Origin of the sequence: Porphyromonas somerae DSM 23386, assembly GCF_000372405.1 — a bacterium.
GTDB classification, from domain to species: domain Bacteria; phylum Bacteroidota; class Bacteroidia; order Bacteroidales; family Porphyromonadaceae; genus Porphyromonas_A; species Porphyromonas_A somerae.
In genome coordinates this window covers 1-24,213 of sequence record NZ_AQVC01000042.1, presented here as the reverse complement: position 1 = coordinate 24,213, position 24,213 = coordinate 1, and the positions used below count along the sequence as shown (strand labels likewise).

Annotated in this window: 39 protein-coding genes; all 39 read right to left on the bottom strand. The window is 44.4% G+C overall.

The genetic code is table 11. The annotated features are described in order from the left end of the window. A partial coding sequence (locus A3GK_RS10700) for a hypothetical protein (RefSeq protein ID WP_040576080.1) occupies positions 1-444 on the bottom strand: 444 nt, incomplete at its 3' end. Beyond that, entirely contained in the window at positions 441-743 is a 303-nt protein-coding gene (locus tag A3GK_RS0108320) for a hypothetical protein (RefSeq protein ID WP_155799480.1), read from the bottom strand. The genes A3GK_RS0108320 and A3GK_RS10700, both read right to left, overlap by 4 nt. 199 nt (positions 744-942) lie before the next feature. Then, positions 943-1,320 carry a hypothetical protein gene (locus A3GK_RS0108315; RefSeq protein ID WP_018028998.1) on the bottom strand — a complete coding sequence of 126 codons (378 nt, stop codon included), beginning with the start codon at positions 1,318-1,320 and terminating at the stop codon, positions 943-945. A 31-nt stretch (positions 1,321-1,351) separates the two neighbouring features. Continuing rightward, positions 1,352-1,783 (bottom strand): hypothetical protein, encoded by a 432-nt coding sequence (locus A3GK_RS0108310; protein ID WP_018028997.1) that lies wholly within the window; start codon positions 1,781-1,783, stop codon positions 1,352-1,354. 780 nt (positions 1,784-2,563) lie between these two features. Further along, positions 2,564-2,803 (bottom strand): hypothetical protein, encoded by a 240-nt coding sequence (locus tag A3GK_RS0108300; RefSeq protein ID WP_018028995.1) that lies wholly within the window; start codon positions 2,801-2,803, stop codon positions 2,564-2,566. Positions 2,804-2,852: 49 nt separating this feature from the next. Continuing rightward, a complete protein-coding gene (locus A3GK_RS0108295) occupies positions 2,853-3,080 on the bottom strand; it encodes a hypothetical protein (protein ID WP_018028994.1) in 228 nt (75 codons plus the stop codon). Positions 3,081-3,936: 856 nt separating this feature from the next. Beyond that, the gene (rplQ, locus tag A3GK_RS0108290; protein ID WP_018028993.1) at positions 3,937-4,440 is read right to left on the bottom strand and encodes a 50S ribosomal protein L17; all 504 of its coding nucleotides are present in this window, start codon (positions 4,438-4,440) and stop codon (positions 3,937-3,939) included. A 9-nt stretch (positions 4,441-4,449) separates the two neighbouring features. Next, the gene (locus tag A3GK_RS0108285) at positions 4,450-5,448 is read right to left on the bottom strand and encodes a DNA-directed RNA polymerase subunit alpha (protein WP_018028992.1); all 999 of its coding nucleotides are present in this window, start codon (positions 5,446-5,448) and stop codon (positions 4,450-4,452) included. A 38-nt stretch (positions 5,449-5,486) separates the two neighbouring features. Next, complete coding sequence (gene rpsD, locus A3GK_RS0108280) at positions 5,487-6,086, bottom strand: 30S ribosomal protein S4 (protein ID WP_018028991.1); 600 nt, start codon at positions 6,084-6,086, stop codon at positions 5,487-5,489. 176 nt (positions 6,087-6,262) lie between these two features. Further along, positions 6,263-6,649 (bottom strand): 30S ribosomal protein S11, encoded by a 387-nt coding sequence (rpsK, locus tag A3GK_RS0108275; RefSeq protein ID WP_018028990.1) that lies wholly within the window; start codon positions 6,647-6,649, stop codon positions 6,263-6,265. Between the two features lie 15 nt (positions 6,650-6,664). Next, positions 6,665-7,045, bottom strand: coding sequence for a 30S ribosomal protein S13 (gene rpsM / locus A3GK_RS0108270; protein ID WP_018028989.1), 381 nt, complete (start codon positions 7,043-7,045; stop codon positions 6,665-6,667). Positions 7,046-7,149: 104 nt separating this feature from the next. Continuing rightward, positions 7,150-7,266, bottom strand: coding sequence for a 50S ribosomal protein L36 (gene rpmJ / locus A3GK_RS0108265; protein WP_018028988.1), 117 nt, complete (start codon positions 7,264-7,266; stop codon positions 7,150-7,152). 102 nt (positions 7,267-7,368) lie between these two features. Further along, positions 7,369-7,587, bottom strand: coding sequence for a translation initiation factor IF-1 (gene infA / locus A3GK_RS0108260; protein ID WP_018028987.1), 219 nt, complete (start codon positions 7,585-7,587; stop codon positions 7,369-7,371). A 51-nt stretch (positions 7,588-7,638) separates the two neighbouring features. Beyond that, positions 7,639-8,439, bottom strand: a complete 801-nt coding sequence (gene map / locus A3GK_RS0108255; RefSeq protein ID WP_018028986.1) for a type I methionyl aminopeptidase — start codon at positions 8,437-8,439, stop codon at positions 7,639-7,641. A 29-nt stretch (positions 8,440-8,468) separates the two neighbouring features. After that, a complete protein-coding gene (gene secY, locus A3GK_RS0108250; protein WP_018028985.1) occupies positions 8,469-9,794 on the bottom strand; it encodes a preprotein translocase subunit SecY in 1,326 nt (441 codons plus the stop codon). Between the two features lie 18 nt (positions 9,795-9,812). Further along, positions 9,813-10,256: a 50S ribosomal protein L15 gene (gene rplO, locus A3GK_RS0108245; protein ID WP_018028984.1), complete on the bottom strand. Its 444-nt coding sequence runs from the start codon at positions 10,254-10,256 to the stop codon at positions 9,813-9,815. Positions 10,257-10,317: 61 nt separating this feature from the next. After that, complete coding sequence (gene rpmD, locus A3GK_RS0108240) at positions 10,318-10,497, bottom strand: 50S ribosomal protein L30 (RefSeq protein WP_018028983.1); 180 nt, start codon at positions 10,495-10,497, stop codon at positions 10,318-10,320. A 22-nt stretch (positions 10,498-10,519) separates the two neighbouring features. After that, positions 10,520-11,026: a 30S ribosomal protein S5 gene (gene rpsE, locus A3GK_RS0108235; protein ID WP_018028982.1), complete on the bottom strand. Its 507-nt coding sequence runs from the start codon at positions 11,024-11,026 to the stop codon at positions 10,520-10,522. A gap of 24 nt (positions 11,027-11,050) precedes the next feature. Then, positions 11,051-11,395: a 50S ribosomal protein L18 gene (gene rplR / locus A3GK_RS0108230; protein ID WP_018028981.1), complete on the bottom strand. Its 345-nt coding sequence runs from the start codon at positions 11,393-11,395 to the stop codon at positions 11,051-11,053. Between the two features lie 25 nt (positions 11,396-11,420). After that, the gene (rplF, locus tag A3GK_RS0108225; RefSeq protein ID WP_018028980.1) at positions 11,421-11,975 is read right to left on the bottom strand and encodes a 50S ribosomal protein L6; all 555 of its coding nucleotides are present in this window, start codon (positions 11,973-11,975) and stop codon (positions 11,421-11,423) included. Between the two features lie 24 nt (positions 11,976-11,999). Then, entirely contained in the window at positions 12,000-12,395 is a 396-nt protein-coding gene (gene rpsH / locus A3GK_RS0108220; RefSeq protein ID WP_021903027.1) for a 30S ribosomal protein S8, read from the bottom strand. A gap of 454 nt (positions 12,396-12,849) precedes the next feature. Beyond that, positions 12,850-13,119 carry a 30S ribosomal protein S14 gene (gene rpsN / locus A3GK_RS0108215; protein WP_021903026.1) on the bottom strand — a complete coding sequence of 90 codons (270 nt, stop codon included), beginning with the start codon at positions 13,117-13,119 and terminating at the stop codon, positions 12,850-12,852. Between the two features lie 18 nt (positions 13,120-13,137). Then, complete coding sequence (gene rplE, locus A3GK_RS0108210) at positions 13,138-13,689, bottom strand: 50S ribosomal protein L5 (RefSeq protein ID WP_021903025.1); 552 nt, start codon at positions 13,687-13,689, stop codon at positions 13,138-13,140. Positions 13,690-13,713: 24 nt separating this feature from the next. After that, entirely contained in the window at positions 13,714-14,034 is a 321-nt protein-coding gene (gene rplX / locus A3GK_RS0108205) for a 50S ribosomal protein L24 (protein WP_018028976.1), read from the bottom strand. 17 nt (positions 14,035-14,051) lie between these two features. After that, complete coding sequence (gene rplN / locus A3GK_RS0108200) at positions 14,052-14,417, bottom strand: 50S ribosomal protein L14 (protein WP_018028975.1); 366 nt, start codon at positions 14,415-14,417, stop codon at positions 14,052-14,054. Between the two features lie 30 nt (positions 14,418-14,447). Next, entirely contained in the window at positions 14,448-14,705 is a 258-nt protein-coding gene (gene rpsQ, locus A3GK_RS0108195; RefSeq protein ID WP_018358870.1) for a 30S ribosomal protein S17, read from the bottom strand. 15 nt (positions 14,706-14,720) lie between these two features. Further along, entirely contained in the window at positions 14,721-14,930 is a 210-nt protein-coding gene (rpmC, locus tag A3GK_RS0108190) for a 50S ribosomal protein L29 (protein WP_018028973.1), read from the bottom strand. Between the two features lie 28 nt (positions 14,931-14,958). Continuing rightward, positions 14,959-15,378, bottom strand: a complete 420-nt coding sequence (rplP, locus tag A3GK_RS0108185; RefSeq protein WP_018028972.1) for a 50S ribosomal protein L16 — start codon at positions 15,376-15,378, stop codon at positions 14,959-14,961. Positions 15,379-15,425: 47 nt separating this feature from the next. Continuing rightward, on the bottom strand, positions 15,426-16,172 hold the full coding sequence (gene rpsC / locus A3GK_RS0108180; protein ID WP_018028971.1) for a 30S ribosomal protein S3: 747 nt from the start codon (positions 16,170-16,172) through the stop codon (positions 15,426-15,428). 26 nt (positions 16,173-16,198) lie between these two features. After that, entirely contained in the window at positions 16,199-16,606 is a 408-nt protein-coding gene (rplV, locus tag A3GK_RS0108175) for a 50S ribosomal protein L22 (protein WP_018028970.1), read from the bottom strand. Positions 16,607-16,647: 41 nt separating this feature from the next. Next, on the bottom strand, positions 16,648-16,914 hold the full coding sequence (rpsS, locus tag A3GK_RS0108170; protein ID WP_018028969.1) for a 30S ribosomal protein S19: 267 nt from the start codon (positions 16,912-16,914) through the stop codon (positions 16,648-16,650). Positions 16,915-16,959: 45 nt separating this feature from the next. Continuing rightward, positions 16,960-17,793, bottom strand: coding sequence for a 50S ribosomal protein L2 (gene rplB / locus A3GK_RS0108165; RefSeq protein ID WP_018028968.1), 834 nt, complete (start codon positions 17,791-17,793; stop codon positions 16,960-16,962). Between the two features lie 6 nt (positions 17,794-17,799). After that, positions 17,800-18,096, bottom strand: coding sequence for a 50S ribosomal protein L23 (rplW, locus tag A3GK_RS0108160; RefSeq protein WP_018028967.1), 297 nt, complete (start codon positions 18,094-18,096; stop codon positions 17,800-17,802). Positions 18,097-18,126: 30 nt separating this feature from the next. Next, on the bottom strand, positions 18,127-18,759 hold the full coding sequence (gene rplD, locus A3GK_RS0108155; RefSeq protein WP_018028966.1) for a 50S ribosomal protein L4: 633 nt from the start codon (positions 18,757-18,759) through the stop codon (positions 18,127-18,129). 5 nt (positions 18,760-18,764) lie between these two features. Then, positions 18,765-19,382, bottom strand: a complete 618-nt coding sequence (gene rplC, locus A3GK_RS0108150) for a 50S ribosomal protein L3 (protein WP_021903024.1) — start codon at positions 19,380-19,382, stop codon at positions 18,765-18,767. A gap of 69 nt (positions 19,383-19,451) precedes the next feature. After that, the gene (gene rpsJ, locus A3GK_RS0108145; RefSeq protein ID WP_018028964.1) at positions 19,452-19,763 is read right to left on the bottom strand and encodes a 30S ribosomal protein S10; all 312 of its coding nucleotides are present in this window, start codon (positions 19,761-19,763) and stop codon (positions 19,452-19,454) included. A 29-nt stretch (positions 19,764-19,792) separates the two neighbouring features. Then, on the bottom strand, positions 19,793-21,916 hold the full coding sequence (fusA, locus tag A3GK_RS0108140; RefSeq protein ID WP_026161807.1) for an elongation factor G: 2,124 nt from the start codon (positions 21,914-21,916) through the stop codon (positions 19,793-19,795). 24 nt (positions 21,917-21,940) lie between these two features. Next, entirely contained in the window at positions 21,941-22,417 is a 477-nt protein-coding gene (gene rpsG, locus A3GK_RS0108135) for a 30S ribosomal protein S7 (protein ID WP_018028962.1), read from the bottom strand. Positions 22,418-23,012: 595 nt separating this feature from the next. Next, positions 23,013-23,387, bottom strand: coding sequence for a 30S ribosomal protein S12 (rpsL, locus tag A3GK_RS0108130; RefSeq protein WP_018028961.1), 375 nt, complete (start codon positions 23,385-23,387; stop codon positions 23,013-23,015). Positions 23,388-24,213: the final 826 nt, after the last annotated feature.

Below are 24,213 nucleotides of genomic sequence, written 5' to 3'. Positions count from 1 at the left end.
AAGTTCATCCATTCTTTTTAGCACATTTGGCAGATAGGAATATGTCTCAATAAATTGCTTACCATCGTTTTCTAAATAGTCTATTACCCAATCGGTAAACATCTTTAGTTCACGGTGATTGTTAATTATTTTGTAGATAAATGGATTTTTGCTATTGTCATTTATGGTTGGATGAATATTCACTTGTCTAAAATCGACCAAGGGATTGTCTGAATTAAATACTTGCTTTAGTATTTTCGTCACTTCTTTTAATTCAATATAGTATTTTGAGAAATATAAATCTCCCATATCACCAAAGTTAAGATAAAACTTATATTTCGCATTATCTTTATCCAACATATAGTAGGGGGCCCCACCCGTCTTAGTCGCACGATACCCTTGTGGCTTGAGCAACTGATCTAATTGGTCAAAAACATATTTTTTCTTTTCGCTATTTAACATCATTTTTGTGATTTTTTTATTCTATTTATGTTGACATTAGAAATATTATCCGTGCCATGATCATCAACTCGGAAAATATTATCACTCTTAATAATTAGTGTTGGAGAGTTATCTACATTAAAGTTTGGACGACTATATTTTACTTTCATAGTATGTGTTTTGTTATTTATTATCGCTCCAAATCCTTCCTTTTGTCTTTTGGTGTAAGATGTTGTTGTATTCAATTTATTCTCTATAATAATAACATCATTCACACTCCCAGTGATTTTATCCTGCTTAATCAATGCGATATCTGCTTTCATATACCCATTAGCCGTTTCAAGAGGAAGTTCTGTTATTAACTCATAATCTTTTAAGTCACGCCCCACAAAAGCTCTGGAAATAGCGACGTGAAAATCTTTCGATGACCTAATCTTGTCTGCTTAAATTAGGACGACGGTCATTTATTTCAAATGAGCTGATTCCTTTTACTATTTCCGTTCTTTTATACATATCATTCTATTACAATAAAGTTTTTATTGAAAACCACATCATTAGTCGGCCTTTCAAGGAAGTCTCTGAAGTTAAGATATTATCCCCAAATATTTCTTGAATCTTTGTACGGATCACGCTCTTCGTGAATAAATTCTTAATTTCATCCACTGGAGTTCCATCAGCTTTCTTTAAAGTAGATATATACTGCATATAAAGATTGTTATTGCCATATAGTGTTCCTACATACCAGGGTTGAAGACCGAATATCGTTGCCGCCATTGTCAATATAGTCGAGATTAATGAGACATGAATAGTAAGAGTACCGCCCTGCCTTATCCTGAAAAGATTTAGGATGAGCATTAATATTAATACCTTGGTAAGCCACCATATGTGGATATTATTCATATTATTTCAATTAATTCCATAAACTTATTTTTTAAAGATCGACTAACCATACACCATCTTTTTTAAGATAAACAATTGGCTCTGTATCAAATATAAAACCTTCAATGGGAGTACGTTCCTCCCAAATATCAGTTACTTCTTCTTGACTTATTTCAAATCTTGAATCTCTCGAATCATACCAACCCTCATGCCAAATTTTCCTTGGATAAACTTTAAAAAAAGCATCTTCATCCAAAGGTGCAACAATAAGCATCTTATCACCAGAATTGTCTATGAATAAGTCAAATCCTTGATATTTTGCAAAAGAGCGAATCTCAAAAGCCCGGATACCTTTATTTCTTGGTGCTTCTAATTCATAAAAAAAATCTTCCCCAAAAGGACTTCTTATTGTTTTAAACTTATACTTCTCAAAAAGGTTTTTATTTTCTGTATAATATATATATGCACCTGATTTACTTTCCATTCTTAATAAATGTCCACCAAGGTATCCATATACTCCTGCTTGATTATTCGTTCCATTTGTGTATCTATTTAATTACGTTAAATCTACTTATTTTTTCGCTTCGTTTCCCGAAAAACAACAAAGATAGGCCTATAAAGTATAGATTTCCCCTATTATCAAACATTATAAAGGGGTTGAATGGATCGTAATAGTTCCTTCAGTTTAATGTAATCATTCATTCTTATTTCGATTAGTAAAAACAAATAGCGAAAAGAAAAGAGAACAATTTCCACTATACAAGTTGGTTAAGCAAAATTTTATACTGTCTTATTCTAAGCCAAACCATTAAAGTCAAACACGTTGGAGACAGGACTATTAATGGTATAACACCGTATAAAGGATAATTGACAATGCTATTATAAATAAAAACGTAAAAATATAGCAACCAAAAGAAAGCATCAAAAACAAAATATGATTTCTTGAATTTGCACTTGTTGAGCCTTAAAATTATAGGCACTATAATATATCCTATGAAAGCAATAAAAACGAAACAATAATATAACCAATTCTCACCAAAATCAAGCATGAGAATTCTTCTACAACCTGGTCTATTATCCAAGTAATCCGAGAAATCTATATTAAGCCCCTTACTAATATAAGGTTTTAAATAATCTAATTTCCCAAAAGCCCTTTCAACTTTATGCGTCCAATAGTCGTCATAAATCAATGTATTCAAGCATGTTACGTAAATTATCGCAACTAGAAGAGCAAAGTAATGGAGGTTTAACTTCAAAGCTTTATTCATACTCGATTCCATCTTTGTAAAACTTTATTGTCTTTAGCCAGTTCAAAAGCATAAGCAGGATCATCCTTCAAGTATTTCCATATCTCTACATTTTCTGCTGAAGCCAATAGAGATTTAAGCACTGCACCAGTTGAGTTAGATGACAAGTCTTTGTTCAGCAGTAACTTGTAGTCATTATCCCAACCTCGAATGATATCTTTGATATTTTGAGGCACTTCATTTAGCCATTTGTCCAAGTTCTCGAACAAATTCTCTCTGTTGGCTAGTCTCCAGAGTTCATCCTCTTTACAGTATAGATCTACCTATAAAGCGACTCGGATGATTCCTTATTTCTTCAACTAATTTGTTTAAGTAAGTTTGACCGTCTTCATGATACTGTAGTAACTCATTAGAGTCTAGCTGAATTATCAAATCATACAATGCAACACTTCCACAAAGGACTGACAAATAAAAATTTTCAGCCTCTTTATAGAATGTGTATTCCCATTCTCTCTTAAGTATTTCTTGTTTCATTTTACCTTAATTCTTTTTCAGTATATTCACCTACAGGGACGGTAGTATCCCAAAAAGAGTGTAAGGAAGAATACCTCTTTGAACGGTAAATGTACTTATTTTTTCGCTTTGTTTCCTATAAACGACAAAGATAGACCTATAAATAATACCTTATCCCATCACCACAGAATATCGGAAGAGGTATACTTCTAACACCTACTCCCTACTGTCTCCGAAAGTTGAGATGCAACTAAGTGATCGGCGAGTTGCAACTAAGCAATCGGCGAGATGCAACAAAGCAAATGCTTAGTTGCAACTCAATTTTCGCCCTCCTAACCCATTGATTCCTAACCTCCTACAAATAGCCATTTTTCATCAAAGAAATCGGATAAGGTACCCCCAGCTAAAGCACCCGACAGGGTGCCATTCAGCTAGCCCCTGGTCAAGGGCGAAGCCAGAAGACCAGCGGGAAAAAGGCACGGTATACGTCATCGACCCTTGTGGTCGCACAAGCCTATGTAGAGAGTGTTGCACGAAGTGCTATTCTCGCACATTTGAATCAAATGTGCTGAGACTTTGAACGAAGGTTGAGATGCTAGGTAGCCGCTAGGCTGCCAAGGTACTCAAAAGGGCGCTGAGGATAAGGGCGCTGAGAGCGTACTTACGTACGTGACCGAGCCAGAATTCCGAAAGCAACGCCGCAGATCGCCTTCGTGCAACAGTCTCCACTAGCCTGCACCTCCCGACTTGTCAGACTTGTCCGACCCGTCCGACTTGTCCGATAAGTCACCCCATCCGACAAGGCAAAAAAAGAGAGAGGTGAGTGTCGGTGGACACTTACCTCTCTCCTGTGAGTTACACTTAGCTTGTTGCTTGATTACTCTGCAGCCTCGCTCTTACTCTCTTCTGACTCCTGTGCTTGGGTCTCTGGAGCATCGGCACTCTTCTTGCGGCTACGACGGGTACGACGGGTCTTACCTGCAGTTGAAGACTTCTTATCCTGCTTAACGCGATCTTCATTGAAGTCAACGAACTCGATCAAACACATCATAGCATCATCTCCCTGACGACGACCAATCTTGAGGATACGAAGGTAACCTCCTGGGCGATCGCCAACCTTCTCGCTGATAGGGCCAAATAGCTCTACTACGGAATTGCGATTCTGCAGCTTTTGGAATACTATACGACGTGCGTGCACACTCTCGCCATTCTTTATCGCGGTGGTGATGAGTGGCTCTGCATACACCTTGAGTGCCTTAGCTTTGGCTAGGGTCGTGATGATTCTCTTGTGCTCAATAAGGGAGTTAGCCATATTGGAGAGCATCGCCTGACGGTGAGAAGCTGTACGACCGAGCGGATTGAATTTCTTATTATGTCTCATTATATAATTTTACTCGTTGTCTAGTTTGTACTTCGAAAGGTCCATTCCAAAGGTGAGCCCAAGGTTATCGAGCAATTCATCTACCTCGTTGAGAGACTTCTTACCGAAGTTTCTGAACTTGAGGAGCTCGCTACGACTGTACTTGACGAGGTCACCAAGGGTGAGCACGCCTGCAGCACGTAGGCAATTGAATGCTCTCACTGATAGCTCTACATCCTCTAGCCTATTCTTGAGAAGCTGACGAGTCATTAGGGTATTCTCGTCAAAGTCTTCCTCCTCTTGCTCAGACTCTAGGTCTACTGAGAAATACTCATCGCTGAATAGCTCTAGGTGCTGAATCAGCAGATGAGCAGCATTCTTCAGTGCCTCTTTTGGATGAATGGAGCCATCGGTATCAATCTCAATCAAAAGCTTATCGTAATCGGTCTTCTGACCCACACGTGTATTCTCTACAGCAATCTTTACGTTGAGAATAGGTGTATAGATAGCATCAATAGCAATCTGTAATGGGTCGTCGAAGCTCTCTGCAATATCCGAAGCTGGGATCCAGCCACGACCTTGATCAATGGTCAATTGGATACTGAAGGAAGCTGACTTATCTAACCGACAAATAAGCTGATCCTTATTGAGGACCTCAAAGCTCTTAAGTCCCTCTGAAATCTCTTTCCCTGTAAAGGTATCGCTGCTCTTACCATTGACTTTGATAACAGCAGTCTCGCCAACTTCACCTGGGGTCACCTGCTTGAGACGAATCTTCTTGAGGTTCAGGATGATGTTGGTGACGTCCTCTATGACACCTGGTATGGTTGCAAACTCATGCTCTACCCCATCAATCTTGATGCTATTGATGGCAAAGCCCTCAGGGCTGGAGAGCAAAATACGTCGAAGAGCATTACCTATAGTCATGCCATAGCCTGGCTCAAGTGGCTTAAACTCGAACTTGCCATGTGTAGCAGTACCCTCGAGCATAAGCACGTTTTCTGGTTTTTGGAATGCGATTAAAGCCATATCTCTTCTCTAATATTAAAGGTGAAAATGGGACATCATTACTTGGAGTAGAGCTCGACGATGAGCTGCTCCTTGATGGTCTCAGGGATATCAGCACGCTCTGGAATGTGGAGGAAGCGACCAGTCATAGAAGCTCCATCCCACTCGAGCCATGGGTACTGATTGTGTGCTAGTACCTGAACTGCTTCAGATACAATAGCTAGCGACTTGGAGCGCTCGCGGATGCCAATAGTCTGACCCTCAGAAACAGTATATGAAGGGATATCAACTACCTGACCATCTACTACGATGTGTCCATGATTAACAAGCTGACGAGCAGCGTTGCGCGAACGAGCTAGACCTAGACGGAAAACGACATTGTCGAGACGACGCTCTAGAAGCTGAATCAACACCTCACCACGCACACCAGGCATACGAGAAGCACGCTCGTAGAGGTTGCGGAACTGGCGCTCTAGTACGCCATAGGTGTATTTAGCCTTCTGTTTTTCGCGCAGCTGCAACCCATACTCTGAAGTCTTGCTACGGCGAGAATTGCCGTGCTGACCAGCTGGGTAAGTTTTCTTCGATTTGGCATTGCCAAAGATTGGCTCTCCAAACTTGCGATTAATCCTGGCTTTTGGACCTGTATATCTTGCCATTATAAATAGTAATAAAAATAATTAGTAACCATGAAACTAGCTCTGCACAGCTGCGTCGGAAGGTGCAGAAGTGCAACCAATCCATTAGTATGAATGCAGAGAAGCCTCATTCTAATATATAATCTCTCTTGCGTACGACAAAGTGTCGGTGAAACAAGGGAAGTGAAGCAAGCCAATTAAGGCTTACGACGCTTTGGAGGGCGACATCCATTGTGTGGAAGTGGCGTCACATCTACAATCTCCATCACCTCAATACCTGCTCCGTGGATAGTGCGGATAGCACTCTCACGGCCATTACCTGGACCCTTTACATATACGGTCACTTTCCTCAAACCGGCATCATAGGCCACCTTAGCACAGTCTTCTGCTGCCATCTGTGCTGCGTAGGGAGTGTTCTTCTTCGAACTACGGAACCCCATCTTTCCAGCACTAGATTGGGAGATTGCTTGCCCTTGGTTATTGGTAAGGGTAATGATAATGTTATTGAAGGAAGAGTGGATATGTGCCTGTCCAATAGGATCCACCTGTACTTTTCTCTTCTTAGTAGCAGTTTTCTTAGCCATGTTTTCTTCCTAGTCTTACTTAGTAGCTTTCTTCTTATTCGCAACGGTCTTTCTACGTCCTTTGCGAGTACGAGCGTTGTTTTTAGTTGACTGTCCACGTAAGGGCAGACCAATACGGTGACGGATACCACGATAGCAGCCGACATCCATAAGGCGCTTGATATTAAGCTGTGTCTCACTACGGAGATCACCCTCTACCTTATAATTATTCGAGATGATCTCACGAATAGCGGCAGCTTGGTCGTCTGTCCAGTCTTGCACTTTAATGTTTGGGTCTACTCCTGCTTTATCAAGAATAGTAGCAGCAGCACTTCTCCCGATACCATAAATATAGGTAAGGGCGATAGCACCACGCTTATTCTGTGGCAGGTCGACACCAACAATTCTTATTGCCATATAATACTATAGTTGTTAGTTAAGTGTAACTCTCTTAGTCAATTGACCCGATAAAGATCACACGCCTACACTATCCATCTACACCCTCGAAGGGGTGAGGGGGATTAGTTTTGACGCTGCTTCATCTTGGGGTTCTTCTTGTTAATGATATAAAGACGACCCTTGCGACGGACAATCTTATCATCGGGGGTACGCTTCTTCAAAGATGTTCTAACCTTCATAATCTCTATTTCTTTTGATACCCACTAGTGGCTCACATGCCTCGCACGGGTAGTGTTGTGTGTATAAACTTGAAATAATATGGTCTTCAACCTTGCACAGCTTTACTTGTAGCGGTAAGAGATACGCCCTTTGGATAGATCGTAAGGCGACATTTCTACCTTTACACGGTCTCCTGGAAGAATACGAATATAGTGCATCCGCATCTTACCAGATATATGAGCGGTAATCTGGTGGCCATTGTCGAGCTCCACCTTAAACATAGCGTTGGACAATGCCTCTAGAATTACTCCATCTTGCTCTATTGCTGGTTGTTTAGCCATAAATAAATACCTTTCTTTTAGTGATTAATCAATATCAATATCTTACAGTGCTTAGAATGGAAGGCCACCAAGAGCTTCTTTGATAAATTCGAAGCTACTCATAATCTTGGCCTTGCCATCTACAATAGCGATGCAATGCTCAAAGTGAGCAGAGGGCTTACGGTCCTTGGTGCGGGTAGTCCAACCATCGTCATAAATGACTACGTTTTTACTCCCTAGATTGATCATCGGCTCTATGCAAATGCAAAGACCCTCCTCAATCTTAGCTCCTGTACCACGCCGGCCATAATTAGGGACATTAGGAGCCTCGTGCATTGAGTGACCAATGCCATGACCAGTGAACTCCCTAACTACAGAGTAGCCACGCTTCTCGCAGTAGGTCTGGACTGCATTGCCGATATCACCGATACGCTTTCCCACTACAGCGGCTTCGATGCCTACATAGAGAGAATCATGGGTAGTACGCAAAAGGCCCTTGACCTCGTCTGAGACTTCTCCTACGGGAAAGGTGAAAGCACTATCCCCTACAAATCCATCTAAGATCGTACCACAATCCACACTGATGATATCCCCCTCTTTGAGCACCGCTGTCTCGGAGGGAATACCATGTACCACATATTCATTGATAGAGGTACAGAGAGAAGCAGGGAAACCAGAATATCCTAAGAAAGCTGGTTTCGCACCATGGTCGCAGATAAATTCGTAAGCTATCTTATCCAACTCCTTAGTGGTCACCCCTGGCTTAATATGCTTTGCTAGCTCGCCATGTGTCATACCTACCAATTGATTGGCACGATAAAGCTTTTCGATCTCCTCTGCTGTCTTTAGGTAAATCTTTCTTCTCTCAAACATATCAGTACTTATCGCAATTGTTTAAGATATTAATACAGATTTCCCGAGCGACCCTTGATACGTCCTGTCTCAAGTAGTCCATCATAGTGATGCTGTAGTAGGTGACTCTCCACTTGCTGGAGCGTATCCAATACCACACCTACAAGAATGATCAGTGAGGTTCCGCCAAAGAATGAACTAAACTGCGCTGAGACGCCAAAGAGACGTGCAAAAGCAGGCAGGATAGCCACAATAGCTAGGAACAACGCGCCTGGAAGAGTAATCTTACTCATCACACTATCCAAGAACTCCTTGGTTGGTTTACCTGGTTTCACACCTGGAATAAATCCATTGGAGCGCTTCAACTCATCAGCCATCTGAGATGGATTGATGGTAACCGCAGTGTAGAAATAGGTAAAGAGGATGATCAGAATAGCGAAAGTGAAATTGTACCAGAAGCTCTGACCCGTAGCAAAGCCTTGCCAAAAAGTAGACTTAGAGGTCATTGCTGGGAACAACGTCACAGGGATAAACATGATAGCCTGAGCAAAGATGATAGGCATCACATTCGCAGCATTCACTTTGAGAGGGATATACTGGCGTGCTCCACCATACATACGGTTACCTACCGTACGCTTGGCATACTGTACCGGCACACGGCGAGTACCCTGAACGAGCATAATTGCACCTGCAATCACCACTAGTAGGATTAAGATCTCGAGGAGGAATAGGAAGATACCACCTGGATTATTAAACCTTAGCACGAACTCCTGAGTAATTGCCATTGGGAAACGAGCTAAAATACCTACAAGGATGATAAAAGAAACTCCATTACCAATACCCTTATCAGTAATACGCTCACCTAGCCAAAGTGCAAACATAGAGCCGGCTGCCATGAAGATGGTACTTGAAAAGCTAAACCAGAAGCCAGTAGGCATTGAACTACCTGCAGCCATCAGCTGGTGGTTGAGGTTGATCAGATAAACTGGACCCTGAACCAATAGAATGGCAATGGTGAGATAGCGTGTCCACTGATTGATCTTACGGCGACCACTTTCACCTTCTCTCTGCATTTTTTGGATACTAGGCACTACGATAGCCATCAGCTGCATCACAATGGAAGCAGAGATATATGGCATAATACCAAGTGCCATCACCGAAGCGTTACTGAAGGCACCACCTGAAAACATATCAAGAAGTGCCATCACACCACCTCGGGTCTGATCCTTGAGTGCTACTAGGCCAGATGGATCAATCCCTGGCAATACGATATGGGTACCTAGACGATAGATGATAATCAGCCACACCGTAGTGATAATACGCTGTTTGAGATCTTCTATCTTCCAGATATTCCGGAGTGTCTGAACAAATTTCATCGGTACTCTTCTCTATATTTACAGTAACACCAGTTCTGCACCTGCCTTCTCCATTGCCTCTTTGGCACTCTTGGAGGCAGCGTGAACTGTCACCTTCACCTTAGTGGTAAGCTCGCCCATACCGAGTAGCTTAACCTTGTCGTCTTTGTGCACAAGACCTGCAGCTACTAGCTCTGCTTGTCCGATCTCAGTAATACCCTTCTGGGCAAGTACCTCGATAGCACCAAGATTGACAGGAGTATACTCTACTCTATTAGGATTGCGGAATCCAAACTTTGGCAAACGACGTTGAAGTGGCATCTGACCACCCTCAAAGCCAAACTTTGCCTTGTAGCCTGAGCGGCTCTTTGCTCCCTTGTGACCTCTTGTAGAAGTGCCACCCATGCCGCTACCGGGACCACGACCAATCCTTCTGCGACTTTTTGTAGCCCCATTTGCGGGCTTCAAATTTGATAGGTTCATATCTAATATATATCTTTAATTAGTTGGGTGCTTCTCCCTAAAAGGAGAATCACGCACTAGATTAATCCTTAATTTCCTCAACTAGGTGGTGTACCTTCTTGATATTTCCGAGTACAGCCTCATTTCTAGGAAGCTCAACCACCCTATTAAGTTTCTTAAGCCCAAGAGCATCAAGAGCTGCCTTTTGATCCTTTGGACAACGAATGCGACTTCGCACTTGCTTAATCTTTATAGTCTCCATATTACTATATGTGTACTCTTACTTATCCCTTAAATACTTTCTCTACCGAGATACCACGTATCTTAGCCACCTCGAGTGGATCACGCATCTCACTTAGTGCTTCAATGGTAGCCTTAACAAGGTTATGAGGGTTACTCGACCCCTTGCTCTTTGCTAGCACATCGGTCACTCCAACGCTCTCCAATACGGCACGCATTGCACCACCAGCTACTACTCCAGTACCCTCTGATGCAGGCTTTAGCATCACACGTGCACCGCCAAACTTAGCTGACTGCTCGTGAGGTATAGTTCCTTTGTGTACAGGCACCTTGATAAGGTTTTTCTTGGCGGCCTCAGTAGCCTTCTGAATAGCCACACTCACTTCGCCTGCCTTACCTAGGCCATAGCCGATAATTCCATTTTCATCACCTACCACTACCATAGCAGCAAGTGTAAAGGTACGACCACCCTTTGTCACCTTGGTCACACGGTTAATCGCCACCAATCTCTCCTTTAGTTCGAGACCACTTACAGAGTTAATTCTCTTCATATCTTTACTGTACTTATGGTTGTGTTAGAACTTCAATCCTGCTTTCCTAGCACCCTCTGCCAGCTCCTTGACACGTCCGTGGTAGAGGTAGCCATTACGATCAAAAACGACCGTCTCGATACCTGCTTCTACAGCCTTCTTACCCAAAGCCTCGCCCACCTTCTCGGCCAGCTCCTTCTTTGGTAGCTTATCCTCTAGCATCTTAGAGTCGAATGCTACGAGGGTCCTTCCCTCCACATCGTCAATTACCTGTGCATAGATCTGCTTATTACTTCTAAATACAGTCAGCCTAGGTCTCTCAGCAGTACCGTGTAGGTTTTTACGCACACGTGCCTTGATCTTTAATCTTCTTTCCTTCTTAGTTATCATAGATTACGAATATCCAAAAGTGTGATTACTTAGCTGCTGCAGTCTTACCAGACTTCCTACGAATGTACTCACCGACAAACTTGATACCCTTACCCTTATATGGCTCTGGCTTACGAAATGTACGGATCTTAGCACATACTTGACCAAGCAGTTGCTTATCGGCCGAAGAAAGTGTTACGAGTGGAGCCTTATTACGCTCCATCTTGGTCTCCACCTTGATCTCTGGTGGCAGTAGCAGGAAGATAGGGTGAGAGTAACCTACTGATAGCTCAAGTAGCTGTCCCTCATTTGAAGCTCTAAATCCTACACCAATCAACTCAAGTGTCTTAGTATATCCCTCGGATACACCCACCACCATGTTGTGTACTAGCGAGCGATAAAGTCCGTGCAACGCACTCTCCTCCTTAGTACCATTGGTAGTTGAGAAGTGTAGCACATTCTCCTCTTCCTTGATTTTGATACGTGGATCAACTTTCTGAGAAAGCTCTCCCTTTGGGCCCTTTACTACCACTACATTATCCTTAATAGTGACAGTGACACCGTTAGGGATAGAAATGGGCAAATTTCCAATTCTTGACATAACTTTGTTCCTTTCCTATTAAGATTAATAAATATAGCAGAGCACTTCACCACCGATCTTACGGTCTGCAGCCTCCTTATTGGTCATCACACCTTGGCTAGTAGATAGGATAGCGATACCAAGCCCGTTAAGGACTCTAGGCATATCCTGATAGCCTACATAACGACGAAGTCCTGGACGCGATACACGCTCCAGTTTCTTGATTGCATTTTTCTTAGATACTACATCGTACTTAAGAGCAATCTTGATAGTTCCTTGAGGGCCACTCTCATCAAACATGTAATTGAGAATATACCCCTTCTCAAAAAGGATCTTTGTCATCTCCTTTTTGATGTTACTCGCTGGGATTTCCACCACTCTATGCTTTGCCATAATAGCATTGCGCAAGCGAGTTAAATAGTCAGATATTGGATCTGTCATAAAAATAAGTTGTTGAAATTAATCTGAAAATAGAGTGAACCAACACAGCTACCTCAGACAATATTTACATACACTTTTTCACTCTCTTGTGGTATTGCTGTACGTCATAAACTTTTAAGCACCACCACATACCATCAAATTGATGCGAAATAACGCATCAGCTCTGCTCAATCAGAACCGATAGCGATACATCTCTCAACTCTTTGATAGGCACAAAGGTACAAATATCTAGCGATATCTCCAAATAACACTCAATCGCCAGCTCTTCACCCGCTCGTTACGGGAAGATGGCAATCAGTATTAGTGATGCTAAATAAGCAGAAGACCCTGCACTATGATGTTCAAAAATAACTACGCCCGAGTACTTATTAAGACTCAGCGTAGTTATTTTGCACAGCACTTACCCTCCAACACTTGGCAGGTAATCTATGGGTCTCTCTATACTCATTGATAGTTACCAGCTGGCCTTCTTCACCCCTGGGATAAGCCCCTTTGATGCCATCTCGCGAAACTGAATTCTTGAGATTCCAAAAAGTCTCATATATCCCTTTGGTCTACCAGTGATATTGCAGCGGTTGTGAAGTCGCACAGGGCTAGCATTTTTAGGTAGCTTCTGGAGACCTTCGTAGTCGCCCTCAGCCTTTAGCTTAGCACGCTTCTCAGCATACTTCTCCACTAGCTTAGCTCTTTTGCGCTCACGCGCCTTCATTGATTCTTTTGCCATATTGCTCTCTATCCTTCCTTAGTTTTCTTTCTTCTTGAAAGGGATTCCAAACTCCTTTAGGAGTGCAAATCCCTCCTCGTCCGTCTTGGCAGAAGTGACAAAGGTGATATTCATACCCATAATCTTGGTAACACTATCAAGATTAATCTCAGGGAAAATAATTTGCTCTGTCACACCTAGGGTATAGTTACCTCTACCATCTAGGCGGCTCTCTACACCCTTGAAGTCACGAATACGAGGTAGTGCGATACGGATCAGCCTCTCTAGGAACTCATACATCTTCTCTCTCCTCAGCGTTACCATCACACCGATAGGCATACCCTTACGGAGCTTAAAATTAGAGATATCCTTTTTGGAGTAGGTCACTACTGGTTTTTGACCAGTGATCAAGGCTAGCTCACCTTGAGCTATCTCGATCAGCTTCTTATCGCCCGTTGCAGCACCTAGACCTTGATTTACCACGATTTTGGTAAGGGAAGGCACCTGCATCACACTACTGTAGCCAAATTGCTTCATCAGCAGTGGCACAATACGCTCATTATAGTCCTTTTTCAAATTATCTGTAGCCATCTCTCTTTCAGCTATTAGCATTTATTACTTCAGTAGCTCACCAGACTTTTTGGCATAGCGCTCAAGCTTACCATCGTCATTTCTACGACGCCCTACACGAGTAGGAGCCCCAGTCTTAGGATCTACGGGGTTGAGGTTGGAGATATGAATAGATGCCTCTTTGTGCACCATGCCACCTTGAGGGTGCTGAGCACTTGGCTTAGTCCTCTTAGTGATCATATTTCGTCCCTCTACGATAGCTCGGTTCTTCTTGGTATCCACCTTCAAAACTCGGCCAGTCTTACCCTTGTCATCACCCGCATTAATAAATACGGTATCGCCCTTCTTTATATGAAATTTTGCCATTGTCTTTCCTTTCTATATTAAAGCACCTCAGGTGCAAGTGAGACAACCTTCATATTCACGGCACGTATCTCACGTGCTACAGGACCAAAGATACGGGTAGCACGGATATCACCAGCAGCATTTAGGAGTACACACGCATTCTCATCGAAACGGATGTACGATCCATCTGGACGTCGGATCTCCTTTTTGGTCCTTACGATCAATGCCTTCGATACTGCCCCTTTCTTCACATCACTACCAGGGATTGCACTCTTCACAGACACCACGATCACATCACCGATCGAAGCATATCTGCGACGAGTACCACCTAGCACGCGAATACAGAGCACCTCTTTAGCACCGCTATTATCAGCTACAGCTAGTCTAGACTCTTGTTGTATCATAATAGATTACTCTACAAATCTGCAATATTATTACTTCGCTCTCTCTACGATCTGGATCACTCTCCAGCGCTTGGTACGGCTTAGTGGTCGAGTCTCCATAATCCTAACGGTGTCCCCTTCGTTGCACTCGTTATTCTCGTCGTGTGCGTGGAATTTCTTGGTCTTATTCACAAACTTTCCGTAGATAGGGTGTTTCTCCTTCCACTTCACAGCTACTGTGACAGACTTATCCATCTTATTACTAGAGACGACGCCTTGTCTTACCTTCCTTAAACTTCTCTTTTCCATCTCTTAGAGCGACTCTTAATCGTTAATACTTCCTTGCTCAACGCTCTTCTCGTTGAGGACGGTACGGAGACGTGCTACCAACTTTCGCTGGTCATTGAGCGATGAAGGCTTATCGAGAGGGGTTACTCTATGCTGGAGCTGCATCCTCTGATACCTTACAGTCTCTGTCTCGATTCTCTCTTTTAGCTCCTGTACCGTGAGGTCTCTTAGTTCATTACTCTTCATACCTAATTACTTATATACAGTACAGAAATTAAAATTCATAGTCACGGCGAACCACAAACTTTGTGGTCACTGGGAGCTTTTGAGCAGCGAGGCGAAGTGCCTCTTTTGCTACCTCATAGCTCACACCCTCTACCTCAAATAGCATACGTCCAGGAGTTACAGGAGCTACGAAGCCCTCAGGGTTACCTTTACCCTTACCCATACGCACCTCTGCTGGCTTAGCAGTGATAGGCTTATCAGGGAAAATACGTACCCACACCTGACCTTGACGTTGCATATATCTAGTCACAGCGATACGTGCCGCCTCTATTTGGCGACCAGTAATCCAGCAAGTCTGTAGCGACTTGATGCCGAAAGAGCCAAACGCAAGCTGATTACCACGCTGGGCATCACCCTTCATACGACCCTTTTGCTGCCTTCTGAACTTGGTCTTTTTTGGTTGTAACATATCTTATGTCTTATCTTCAATTTTATACTTCCTTAGCGTGCAGTAGCTTAGCGCTCATTACGTCCGCCACGATTGCCTCTACGGCGACCACCACGGCCACCACGACCACCATCGCGACGTGGGCGATTGTCACGCTGCTGTGTGAAGTCAGGAGCAAGGTCACGCTTACCGTATACCTCACCGTGGCAGATCCACACTTTTACACCGATGGCACCCACCTTGGTACGTGCCTCCTCAAGAGCATAGTCGATATCTGCACGGAGCGTGTGGAGTGGAGTACGTCCCTCCTTAAACATCTCGCTACGTGCCATCTCAGCTCCATTGAGCCTACCGCTTAGCTGAATCTTAATTCCCTCAGCACCTGAGCGCATAGCATTACCAATGGCCTGCTTTACTGCTCTACGATAGTTCATACGGCCTTCTAGCTGGCGTGCGATATTCTCAGCCACGATCTTGGCGTCTACATCAGGCCTACGGATCTCAAAAATATTGATCTGCACCTCCTTGTCGGTAAAGCGCTTGAGCTCCTCACGTAGCTTATCCACCTCAGAGCCACCACGGCCGATGATATGGCCTGGGCGTGCTGAGCAGATAGTGATTGTGACTAGTTTGAGTGTACGCTCAATGACTACCCTAGATACACTTGCACGAGAGAGGCGAGCCTCGATATAGGTGCGAAGCTTATAATCCTCTAGGAGAGTGTCGGCGAGATCACTTTTCTTGCCGAACCAATTAGAGTCCCAGCCCCTAATGATTCCTAAGCGATTGCTTATTGGATTTGTCTTTTGTCCCATCTACAAATTATTTGCTTAGAATGTGCTTAAATCTCTTCCGCATTGGGAAGTGTATCTACATAAATCGTCAAGTGGTTGCTTCTCTTACGGATTCTACAACCTCTACCTTGAGCTCTTGGACGGAGGCGCTTTAGCGTCATGCTCTCATCCACATAAATCTTGGAGATATATAGTTCTCCTTCGTCTGCCTGACGGCCATTCTTTTGTTCCCAATTAGAGATGGCGCTACGTAGTAGCTTCTCCATTGGTGTAGCCGCCTGCTTGCTTGAAAATCTAAGTACGCCAAGAGCTTTATTCACCTCCATACCACGTACCATATCCGCTACCAAACGCATCTTACGTGGAGAGGAAGGGATATTGACAAGCCTAGCAAAGTACTGAGTACTGCGTGCCTCTTTGCGTTGCTCAGCGGCTAGCTTCTTCCTTTTACCCATATTAGTTACTATCTAATTTTATTTAATGTCCCGTGGTGGGGTTACTTTCTATTACCACTGTGTCCACGGAAGGTACGAGTAGGTGCAAACTCACCTAGCTTGTGTCCTACCATATTCTCAGTTATAAACACTGGGATAAACTTATTCCCATTGTGTACAGCTATTGTATGCCCTACGAAGTCGGGTGAAATCATTGATGCACGGCTCCATGTCTTGATGACACTCTTCTTGCCACTCTCATTCATCTCAAGTACTCGCTTCTCTAGCTTAAGCTCGATGTAGGGTCCTTTTTTTAGTGAACGACTCATATCTTTATTAGTACATTAAGTTGGTTCAATACTTACCTAAAGCGATTACTTACGCTTCTTCTTACGACCCTCAATGATATACTTAGAGGAGTGCTTCTTAGGTGCACGAGTCTTCAGACCCTTAGCATACAGACCAGTACGGCTACGTGGGTGACCACCCGACGCACGACCTTCACCACCACCCATTGGGTGATCTACTGGGTTCATCGCTACACCACGAACGCGTGGACGGCGACCCATCCAGCGGGTACGTCCAGCCTTACCACTTCTCTCTAGGGCGTGGTCAGAGTTGCCCACACTACCTACAGTAGCTTTACAAGCTGCGAGGATACGGCGTACCTCACCACTAGGCATCTTGATCACCACATAGGTCCCCTCACGAGAGGTGAGCTGAGCAAATGAGCCTGCACTACGCACCATCTTAGCACCTTGTCCAGGACGAAGCTCAATATTGTGGATCACAGTACCTACAGGGATCTTGCCTAGAGGAAGGGCATTACCCACCTCTGGAGCTGCATCCTCTCCGGACAGTACAGTCCTTCCTACCTCTAGCCCATCAGGAGCTAGGATATAAGCCTTCTCACCATCAGCGTAGTAAAGAAGTGCGATACGAGCTGATCTATTTGGATCGTACTCGATAGCTTTTACTGTCGCAGGAATACCATCTTTCCTTCTCTTGAAATCGATGATACGGTACTGCTTCTTGTGACCGCCACCGATATAGCGCATCGTCATCTTACCGGTATTGTTACGCCCACCGGTTTTTTTCTTCGATGCGATTAGAGACTTCTCCGGTGTACTTTTAGTGACTTTATCAAATGCACCGATAATCTTATGTCTTTGCCCAGGCGTAGTGGGCTTTAATTTACGTATTCCCATTTCTTATCAAATGTTACTAAAGAAGTCTATCACTTGACCCTCTTTAAGTGTTACGATTGCCTTTTTGAACGCAGGCTTTTTCCCTACGATAAGACCACCCTTGGTATATCGCTGCATGCGCTTTCCATCATAGTTGATGGTGTTGACGCTTACCACGTCTACGTCGTACATCTTTTCTACAGCCTCCTTGATAGCGGTCTTATTAGCATTACGAGCCACTTTGAAGCCATAGCGATTGGGCATCTGTTCGGTGATGTCCGTCAACTTTTCAGTAATAATAGGTTGTAATAAAATACCTCTCATACTATTTATTTATCTCTCTAAAGTGTCCCGTTACTTCTTTGCTAGTAGGTCAGTCAGCATGGTGAGTGCACTCTCAGTCAATACGAGTTGCTTAGCATCAAGTAGATTGTAAGTGCTCACGTCCTCTGCTTGCATCACGTTTACAGTAGGGATATTACGTGCTGATAGTAGGAGGGTATTATCGATCCCACCTAGTAGCACTAGGCTCTTTTGTCCATCAATCTTGAGTGCTTTAAGTACCGATGCAAATTGCTTGGTCTTAGGAGCATCAAAAGAGAAATCCTCTACCACTGTAATCTCATTGGCACTTGCTTTGCGGCTTAGTGCAGAGATACGAGCCAGTTGCTTTACCTTTTTATTTACCTTTTGTTCATAGTCACGTGGACGTGGGCCAAATACTGTACCACCGCCTCTTAGTAGAGGGCTCTTAATACTACCTCTACGTGCTCCACCTGTACCTTTTTGGCGGAAGAGCTTGCGGGTACTGAAGGCCACTTCAGCACGCTCCTTAGTCTTGTGAGTACCTTGTCTCTTATTAGCTAAGTAGCGCTTCACGTCTAGATAAATGACATGATCATTAGGCTCTACTCCAAATACAGAAGCATCTAGAGTTACCTTACGTCCGGTCTCCTGACCGTTGATGTTCAATACATTTAATTCCATATCGCTTAGATATTTACTAATAAGATGGTACCTTTTGCTCCTGGCACACTACCCTTTACCACAAGGGCATTCTGCTCTGGGAGCACTTTAATCACACGTAGGTTCTCGATAGTCACACGGCGGTTACCATCTTGACCTGCCATCCTCATACCCTTCACTACCTTAGAGGGTGTAGCACACGCTCCGATAGATCCAGGTGCTCTGAGCCTATTCTTTTGACCGTGGGTTGTCTGGCCCACACCGCCAAAGTTGTGGCGCTTCACAACACCCTGAAATCCTTTACCCTTAGAGGTACCGATAACATCGACATAAGCGACGTCATTGAAGATTTCGGCATTGATTACATCACCCAACTTGTACTCCTTGTCAAAATTATTGAACTCGGCCAAGTGTCTCTTGGGGGTTACTCCAGCCTTAGCGAAGTGGCCTTGCTCAGCCTTATTGGTATGCTTCTCCTTTTTATCCTCGAAGCCCAATTGGATTGCCTCATAGCCATCCACCTCACTAGTCTTTACCTGAGTTACCACACAAGGACCTACTTCGATAACAGTGCATGGGATATTCTTCCCCTCGGCACTGAATACGGATGTCATTCCGACTTTTTTTCCTATTAATCCTGGCATTTCAGTCTCAACTTATTGGTTTGGTTTACAATATAACTTTTATCTCTTGTAAGACAGACCTCTCTATAATTAGATATCTGTCTTGATCTCAATCTCCACACCACTTGGGAGTACCAAGCGAGCCAAAGCATCTACTGTGTTGGTACCTGCATTGACAATGTCGATGAGGCGCTTGTAGGTAGATAGCTGGAATTGCTCACGGCTCTTCTTATTCACGAAAGTAGAGCGGTTTACGGTGAAGATACGCTTACGAGTAGGCAATGGAATAGGTCCACGCACAGTCACTCCCGTAGGCTCTACTGCCTTGACAATCTGCTCGGCCGACTTATCAACCAATGTATGGTCGTAAGACTTAATCTTGATTCTAATGACTTGATTCATATGCTTGCAATGATTCTCTTTATTATCTATTACTTAAGGAGCTCTACGTGTCCATCTACCTCCTCTAGTACGGCCTTGGCATTAGAGGTCGACATCTCCTCAAAGTGGCTAAAGGTCATAGTACTTGTCGCACGACCACTCGTAATGGTACGGAGGGCAGTCACATAGCCAAACATCTCAGCAAGTGGGGTCTTGGCCTTTACGATACGGGCACCATTGCGGTGAGTCTCCATACCCTCTACCTGACCACGACGCTTATTGAGGTCACCAATCACATCACCCATGCTCTCCTCAGGGGTTACCACCTCTACCTTCATAATAGGCTCAAGAAGCACTGGATGTGCCTTGGCGCAACCATTCTTAAAGGCTTGGATAGCACACACCTCAAACGAAAGCTGGTCTGAGTCCACTGGGTGGAAAGAGCCGTCAAGCAAGGTCACCTTTAGTCCATCCATAGGATAGCCTGCAAGCACACCATTCTTCATAGCACGCTCAAAACCCTTCTGCACGCTTGGAATATACTCACGTGGAATATTACCACCCTTCACCTCGTCGATAAACTGTAGGTCACCCTCAAAGTCCTTATCCTTAGGCTCTAGGCGTACGATGATATCGGCGAACTTACCGCGACCACCAGTCTGGCGCTTGTACACCTCACGAAGCTCAACAGCCTCAGAGATCGCCTCCTTGTAGCTAACTTGTGGACGGCCTTGATTACACTCTACCTTGAACTCACGCTTCAGACGGTCGATAATAATCTCAAGGTGTAGCTCACCCATACCGCTAATCACGGTTTGGCCAGTCTCCTCATTAGTCTTCACGGTAAAGGTTGGATCCTCCTCAGCCAGCTTAGCCAGACCGATTCCGAGCTTATCCATATCCTTCTGAGTCTTAGGCTCCACTGCGATACCAATCACTGGATCTGGGAAGTCCATACTCTCAAGTGTAATAGGGTGCTCCTCATCACAAAGGGTATCACCTGTGCGGATATCCTTAAAGCCTACGCCGGCACCGATATCACCCACATTAATAAGCTCCATAGGATTTTGCTTATTAGAGTGCATCTGGAATAGTCGGCTGATGCGCTCCTTCTTCTCGCTACGGCTATTATATACATAGCTCCCTGCCTCCAGCTTACCAGAGTATACACGGAAGAAGCAGAGACGACCTACATAAGGGTCGGTAGCAATCTTAAAGGCAAGCGCACAAAGTGGCTCATCCTCATCTACCTGACGCACAATCACCTTCTCTGGATCACGTGGGTCGGTACCCTCTACTGTAGGAGTATCTAGTGGGCTAGGAAGGTAAGCGCACACACAGTCAAGCAGTGGCTGTACACCCTTATTCTTAAATGAAGTACCACAGATCACTGGATTGATCTCCATAGAGATGGTACCCTTACGGATTGCCGCACGAATCTCATCCTCAGTGATAGTGGATGGATCGTCAAAGTACTTCTCCATAAGTGCCTCATCTACCTCAGCAAGGCTCTCCAGCATCTTCTCACGCCACTCCTCGGCATCTGCCTTTACATCCTCAGGGATTTCCAAGGTATCATAGTGTGACCCCATTTCCTCATCGTGCCATACAAGAGCCTTCATCGTTACGAGATCCACGACCCCCTTGAAAGTCTCCTCAGCACCGATGGGCACCTGAATTGGCACAGCATGTGCACCAAGCATATCTTTGAGCTGACGTACTACCTCATAGAAGTTAGCACCGCTACGGTCCATCTTATTGACATAAGCGATTCTAGGCACCTTGTACTTATCTGCCTGACGCCATACGGTCTCACTCTGTGGCTGTACACCACTCACTGCACAGAAAGCAGCTACAGTACCATCGAGTACACGTAGTGAGCGCTCCACCTCTACGGTAAAGTCCACGTGTCCGGGAGTGTCAATAAGGTTGATCTTATATTTTTCGTTATGATAGTTCCAGAAAGCAGTGGTTGCAGCACTGGTAATAGTAATACCACGCTCCTGCTCCTGTTCCATCCAGTCCATAGTTGCTGCACCATCGTGTACCTCACCGATCTTGTGAGTAAGACCAGTATAGAATAGGATACGCTCCGATGTAGTAGTTTTACCGGCATCAATATGCGCCATGATACCGATATTTCTTGTACGCTCTAAATGTGTCTTATTAGCCATCTCTTGTTGTTTCCTTTCTATTCTTTAGAATCTAAAGTGAGCAAATGCACGGTTAGCCTCAGCCATACGGTGCATATCCTCCTTACGCTTAAAGGCACCACCCTGCTGGTTGTAAGCGTCCATGATCTCTGCGGATAGCTTATCAGCCATCGTCTTACCGCCACGCTTGCGAGCGAATAGGATCATATTTTTCATCGAGATAGACTCCTTGCGCTCAGGTCTGATCTCAGTAGGCACCTGGAAGTTAGCACCACCAATTCTACGAGTCTTCACCTCCACCTGTGGAGTGATGTTCTCGAGAGCGGTCTTCCAGATCTCTAGAGGAGTCTTCTCCTCATTAGCCATTTTATTCTTTACGATCTCTAGTGCACCGTAAAAGATCTCAAAGGATAGATTCTTCTTACCATCATACATCATGTGGTTGACGAATCTAGTCACAGCGACATCATTGTACACTGGATCTGGCAATAGTTGCCTCTTCTTTGGCTTCGCTTTTCTCATATTATGCTACAAAAAAAGTATCATTGTCTTGCAGTCCTTACCGTAGTACCAGCCACAGCCATTCCTCTGCTTACTTACTAGTACCGCCTTTGTAAGGCGCCAAGACCAAATCAGTATTTGTTTTGATTGCACTTACGGTCTTCACCGTAAGCTTGAAAATAGACAACCCACACTTCGTTATCTTTCCCCCTTAGTCTTTATCTTAAGACCACTTCTAGGGAGCATCCACCTCACTTGTGAGTTCTCCTCTCTTACGCATCTTCTCCTTTGCCTAGCTAGTCTTCCGACCCACTCCGCCTAGCCATCTTGGCTTGTCTTACCTACACTGTATATAATGTGTAAGCTCAACCTTGGCGACACCCAACCAAAATTTTGATCATTGGGCTAGCTCCGGATACTATAGTGACACCCCGCTACACTTAGGTAGCCCTGGCTCTCAGCAGAGATCCCATCGTTTCAGATCAATGGGCATCTCGTCACCATCTCATAAAGTCAATGTCTTTTTGTATTCCCTCTTTCTCTTCTTTGGCGGTAACACCACTGTGCTACTACGAGGGCTCTCTTTGCACCCAGCTAAAACTAGCTATCGCTTGAATTACTTCTTAGGGCGCTTTACACCATACTTACTACGGCGTTGTGTACGACCATTCACCCCTGCTGTATCTAGTGCACCACGCACGATGTGATAACGCACACCTGGAAGGTCTTTCACACGACCACCACGCACTAGTACGATAGAGTGCTCCTGAAGGTTATGACCCTCACCTGGGATGTAGGAGTTCACCTCCTTACCATTGGTGAGACGCACACGAGCCACCTTACGCATAGCTGAATTAGGCTTCTTAGGCGTAGTAGTGTACACACGTACACACACGCCACGACGCTGTGGACAGCTATCCAAAGCTGGGCTCTTCCCTTTCTCCTCAATTGTCGCACGTCCCTTACGGACCAATTGTTGAATCGTTGGCATCTTATCCTATCTTATTAAACAAATTATCTACCTCTATAGCAGACTCTCACCCACTATGAGCGAGGCATACCATATCGGTGGGCAAAGGTACGATAAAATTTGATAACTACCAAGTAAATAGCTAATTAAATCTATCCACAGATTGAATTACTAGTGCAATTTACTGATTATTTTTCCAACCAATTACCATTCGTCTCCTTCGGGTCGGGCATCTCATCTAGGATAAATATGTACCTCTTAGCAACTCAATAAAACCACTATGCTAGTAGGGTGAAAGTGGAGATGCAACTAAGCAATCGACGAGATGCAACTAACCATTTGCCGAGTTGCATCTCGCCGATTGCTTAGTTGCATCTCGGTTGAGGCATTTATATAGCACTGTATTTCAGAAGGTTGCGAAGGGTACTTTTTCAACCCTCTATTAACCAGATTTTCGGCTAGGGATTACGCATAAGCAAGGTCTTGCCGTGAGGTTTTAGCGGAGAGTCGATGAAAAGGACCTCGGCAGAGGTCCGTGCTAAATAGGCACAGGTCAAGGCACGCAGTGCTGAAGACCTGTGTATAGATAGGTGTAAAATACCCTTGCGACCCCGGTGGAGGGGTCGGACAACTCTATCTCTAGGTCTGACCCCTCAGCCGGGGTCAAGGGAGGGGGTGAATATGCTCTTGCACACAGGTCGTTCGGGGCGTTAGCCCCGAACGACCTGTGCCTATTTAAGAGGGACCTCTGCCGAGGTCCTTACCCCATTATCCTCAACAACTTGTATATGATCATTCGCATAACAGTAATGCGTAACCCCTGGATTTTCGGCTTACGTCCAAACAG

Excerpts from the sequence above, each read along its gene's own strand:
- rpsG (WP_018028962.1), bottom strand. The coding sequence starts at position 22,417 with ATGAGAAAAGCGAAGCCAAAGAAGAGGCAACTATTGCCAGATCCAGTG.
- rplF (WP_018028980.1), bottom strand. The coding sequence starts at position 11,975 with ATGTCAAGAATTGGAAATTTGCCCATTTCTATCCCTAACGGTGTCACT.
- infA (WP_018028987.1), bottom strand. The coding sequence starts at position 7,587 with ATGGCTAAACAACCAGCAATAGAGCAAGATGGAGTAATTCTAGAGGCA.
- rplB (WP_018028968.1), bottom strand. The coding sequence starts at position 17,793 with ATGGGAATACGTAAATTAAAGCCCACTACGCCTGGGCAAAGACATAAG.
- rplP (WP_018028972.1), bottom strand. The coding sequence starts at position 15,378 with ATGTTACAACCAAAAAAGACCAAGTTCAGAAGGCAGCAAAAGGGTCGT.
- rplW (WP_018028967.1), bottom strand. The coding sequence starts at position 18,096 with ATGAGAGGTATTTTATTACAACCTATTATTACTGAAAAGTTGACGGAC.
- rpsH (WP_021903027.1), bottom strand. The coding sequence starts at position 12,395 with ATGACAGATCCAATATCTGACTATTTAACTCGCTTGCGCAATGCTATT.
- rpsD (WP_018028991.1), bottom strand. The coding sequence starts at position 6,086 with ATGGCAAGATATACAGGTCCAAAAGCCAGGATTAATCGCAAGTTTGGA.
- A3GK_RS0108295 (WP_018028994.1), bottom strand. The coding sequence starts at position 3,080 with ATGAAACAAGAAATACTTAAGAGAGAATGGGAATACACATTCTATAAA.
- rplO (WP_018028984.1), bottom strand. The coding sequence starts at position 10,256 with ATGAACCTATCAAATTTGAAGCCCGCAAATGGGGCTACAAAAAGTCGC.
- rplE (WP_021903025.1), bottom strand. The coding sequence starts at position 13,689 with ATGGCTACAGATAATTTGAAAAAGGACTATAATGAGCGTATTGTGCCA.
- fusA (WP_026161807.1), bottom strand. The coding sequence starts at position 21,916 with ATGGCTAATAAGACACATTTAGAGCGTACAAGAAATATCGGTATCATG.
- rpmD (WP_018028983.1), bottom strand. The coding sequence starts at position 10,497 with ATGGAGACTATAAAGATTAAGCAAGTGCGAAGTCGCATTCGTTGTCCA.
- rpsJ (WP_018028964.1), bottom strand. The coding sequence starts at position 19,763 with ATGAATCAAGTCATTAGAATCAAGATTAAGTCTTACGACCATACATTG.
- A3GK_RS0108315 (WP_018028998.1), bottom strand. The coding sequence starts at position 1,320 with ATGAATAATATCCACATATGGTGGCTTACCAAGGTATTAATATTAATG.
- rplQ (WP_018028993.1), bottom strand. The coding sequence starts at position 4,440 with ATGAGACATAATAAGAAATTCAATCCGCTCGGTCGTACAGCTTCTCAC.
- rplX (WP_018028976.1), bottom strand. The coding sequence starts at position 14,034 with ATGGCAAAATTTCATATAAAGAAGGGCGATACCGTATTTATTAATGCG.
- secY (WP_018028985.1), bottom strand. The coding sequence starts at position 9,794 with ATGAAATTTGTTCAGACACTCCGGAATATCTGGAAGATAGAAGATCTC.
- rplV (WP_018028970.1), bottom strand. The coding sequence starts at position 16,606 with ATGGGTAAAAGGAAGAAGCTAGCCGCTGAGCAACGCAAAGAGGCACGC.
- rpsK (WP_018028990.1), bottom strand. The coding sequence starts at position 6,649 with ATGGCTAAGAAAACTGCTACTAAGAAGAGAAAAGTACAGGTGGATCCT.
- A3GK_RS0108285 (WP_018028992.1), bottom strand. The coding sequence starts at position 5,448 with ATGGCTTTAATCGCATTCCAAAAACCAGAAAACGTGCTTATGCTCGAG.
- rpsC (WP_018028971.1), bottom strand. The coding sequence starts at position 16,172 with ATGGGACAAAAGACAAATCCAATAAGCAATCGCTTAGGAATCATTAGG.
- rplD (WP_018028966.1), bottom strand. The coding sequence starts at position 18,759 with ATGGAATTAAATGTATTGAACATCAACGGTCAGGAGACCGGACGTAAG.
- rplR (WP_018028981.1), bottom strand. The coding sequence starts at position 11,395 with ATGATAACTAAGAAGGAAAGAAGATTAAAGATCAAGGCACGTGTGCGT.
- rpsS (WP_018028969.1), bottom strand. The coding sequence starts at position 16,914 with ATGAGTCGTTCACTAAAAAAAGGACCCTACATCGAGCTTAAGCTAGAG.
- rpsN (WP_021903026.1), bottom strand. The coding sequence starts at position 13,119 with ATGGCAAAAGAATCAATGAAGGCGCGTGAGCGCAAAAGAGCTAAGCTA.
- rpsL (WP_018028961.1), bottom strand. The coding sequence starts at position 23,387 with ATGCCAACGATTCAACAATTGGTCCGTAAGGGACGTGCGACAATTGAG.
- rpmC (WP_018028973.1), bottom strand. The coding sequence starts at position 14,930 with ATGAAGAGTAATGAACTAAGAGACCTCACGGTACAGGAGCTAAAAGAG.
- A3GK_RS0108310 (WP_018028997.1), bottom strand. The coding sequence starts at position 1,783 with ATGGAAAGTAAATCAGGTGCATATATATATTATACAGAAAATAAAAAC.
- rpsM (WP_018028989.1), bottom strand. The coding sequence starts at position 7,045 with ATGGCAATAAGAATTGTTGGTGTCGACCTGCCACAGAATAAGCGTGGT.
- rplC (WP_021903024.1), bottom strand. The coding sequence starts at position 19,382 with ATGCCAGGATTAATAGGAAAAAAAGTCGGAATGACATCCGTATTCAGT.
- rpmJ (WP_018028988.1), bottom strand. The coding sequence starts at position 7,266 with ATGAAGGTTAGAACATCTTTGAAGAAGCGTACCCCCGATGATAAGATT.
- rplN (WP_018028975.1), bottom strand. The coding sequence starts at position 14,417 with ATGATACAACAAGAGTCTAGACTAGCTGTAGCTGATAATAGCGGTGCT.
- rpsE (WP_018028982.1), bottom strand. The coding sequence starts at position 11,026 with ATGAAGAGAATTAACTCTGTAAGTGGTCTCGAACTAAAGGAGAGATTG.
- A3GK_RS0108320 (WP_155799480.1), bottom strand. The coding sequence starts at position 743 with ATGAAAGCAGATATCGCATTGATTAAGCAGGATAAAATCACTGGGAGT.
- map (WP_018028986.1), bottom strand. The coding sequence starts at position 8,439 with ATGTTTGAGAGAAGAAAGATTTACCTAAAGACAGCAGAGGAGATCGAA.
- rpsQ (WP_018358870.1), bottom strand. The coding sequence starts at position 14,705 with ATGGAAAAGAGAAGTTTAAGGAAGGTAAGACAAGGCGTCGTCTCTAGT.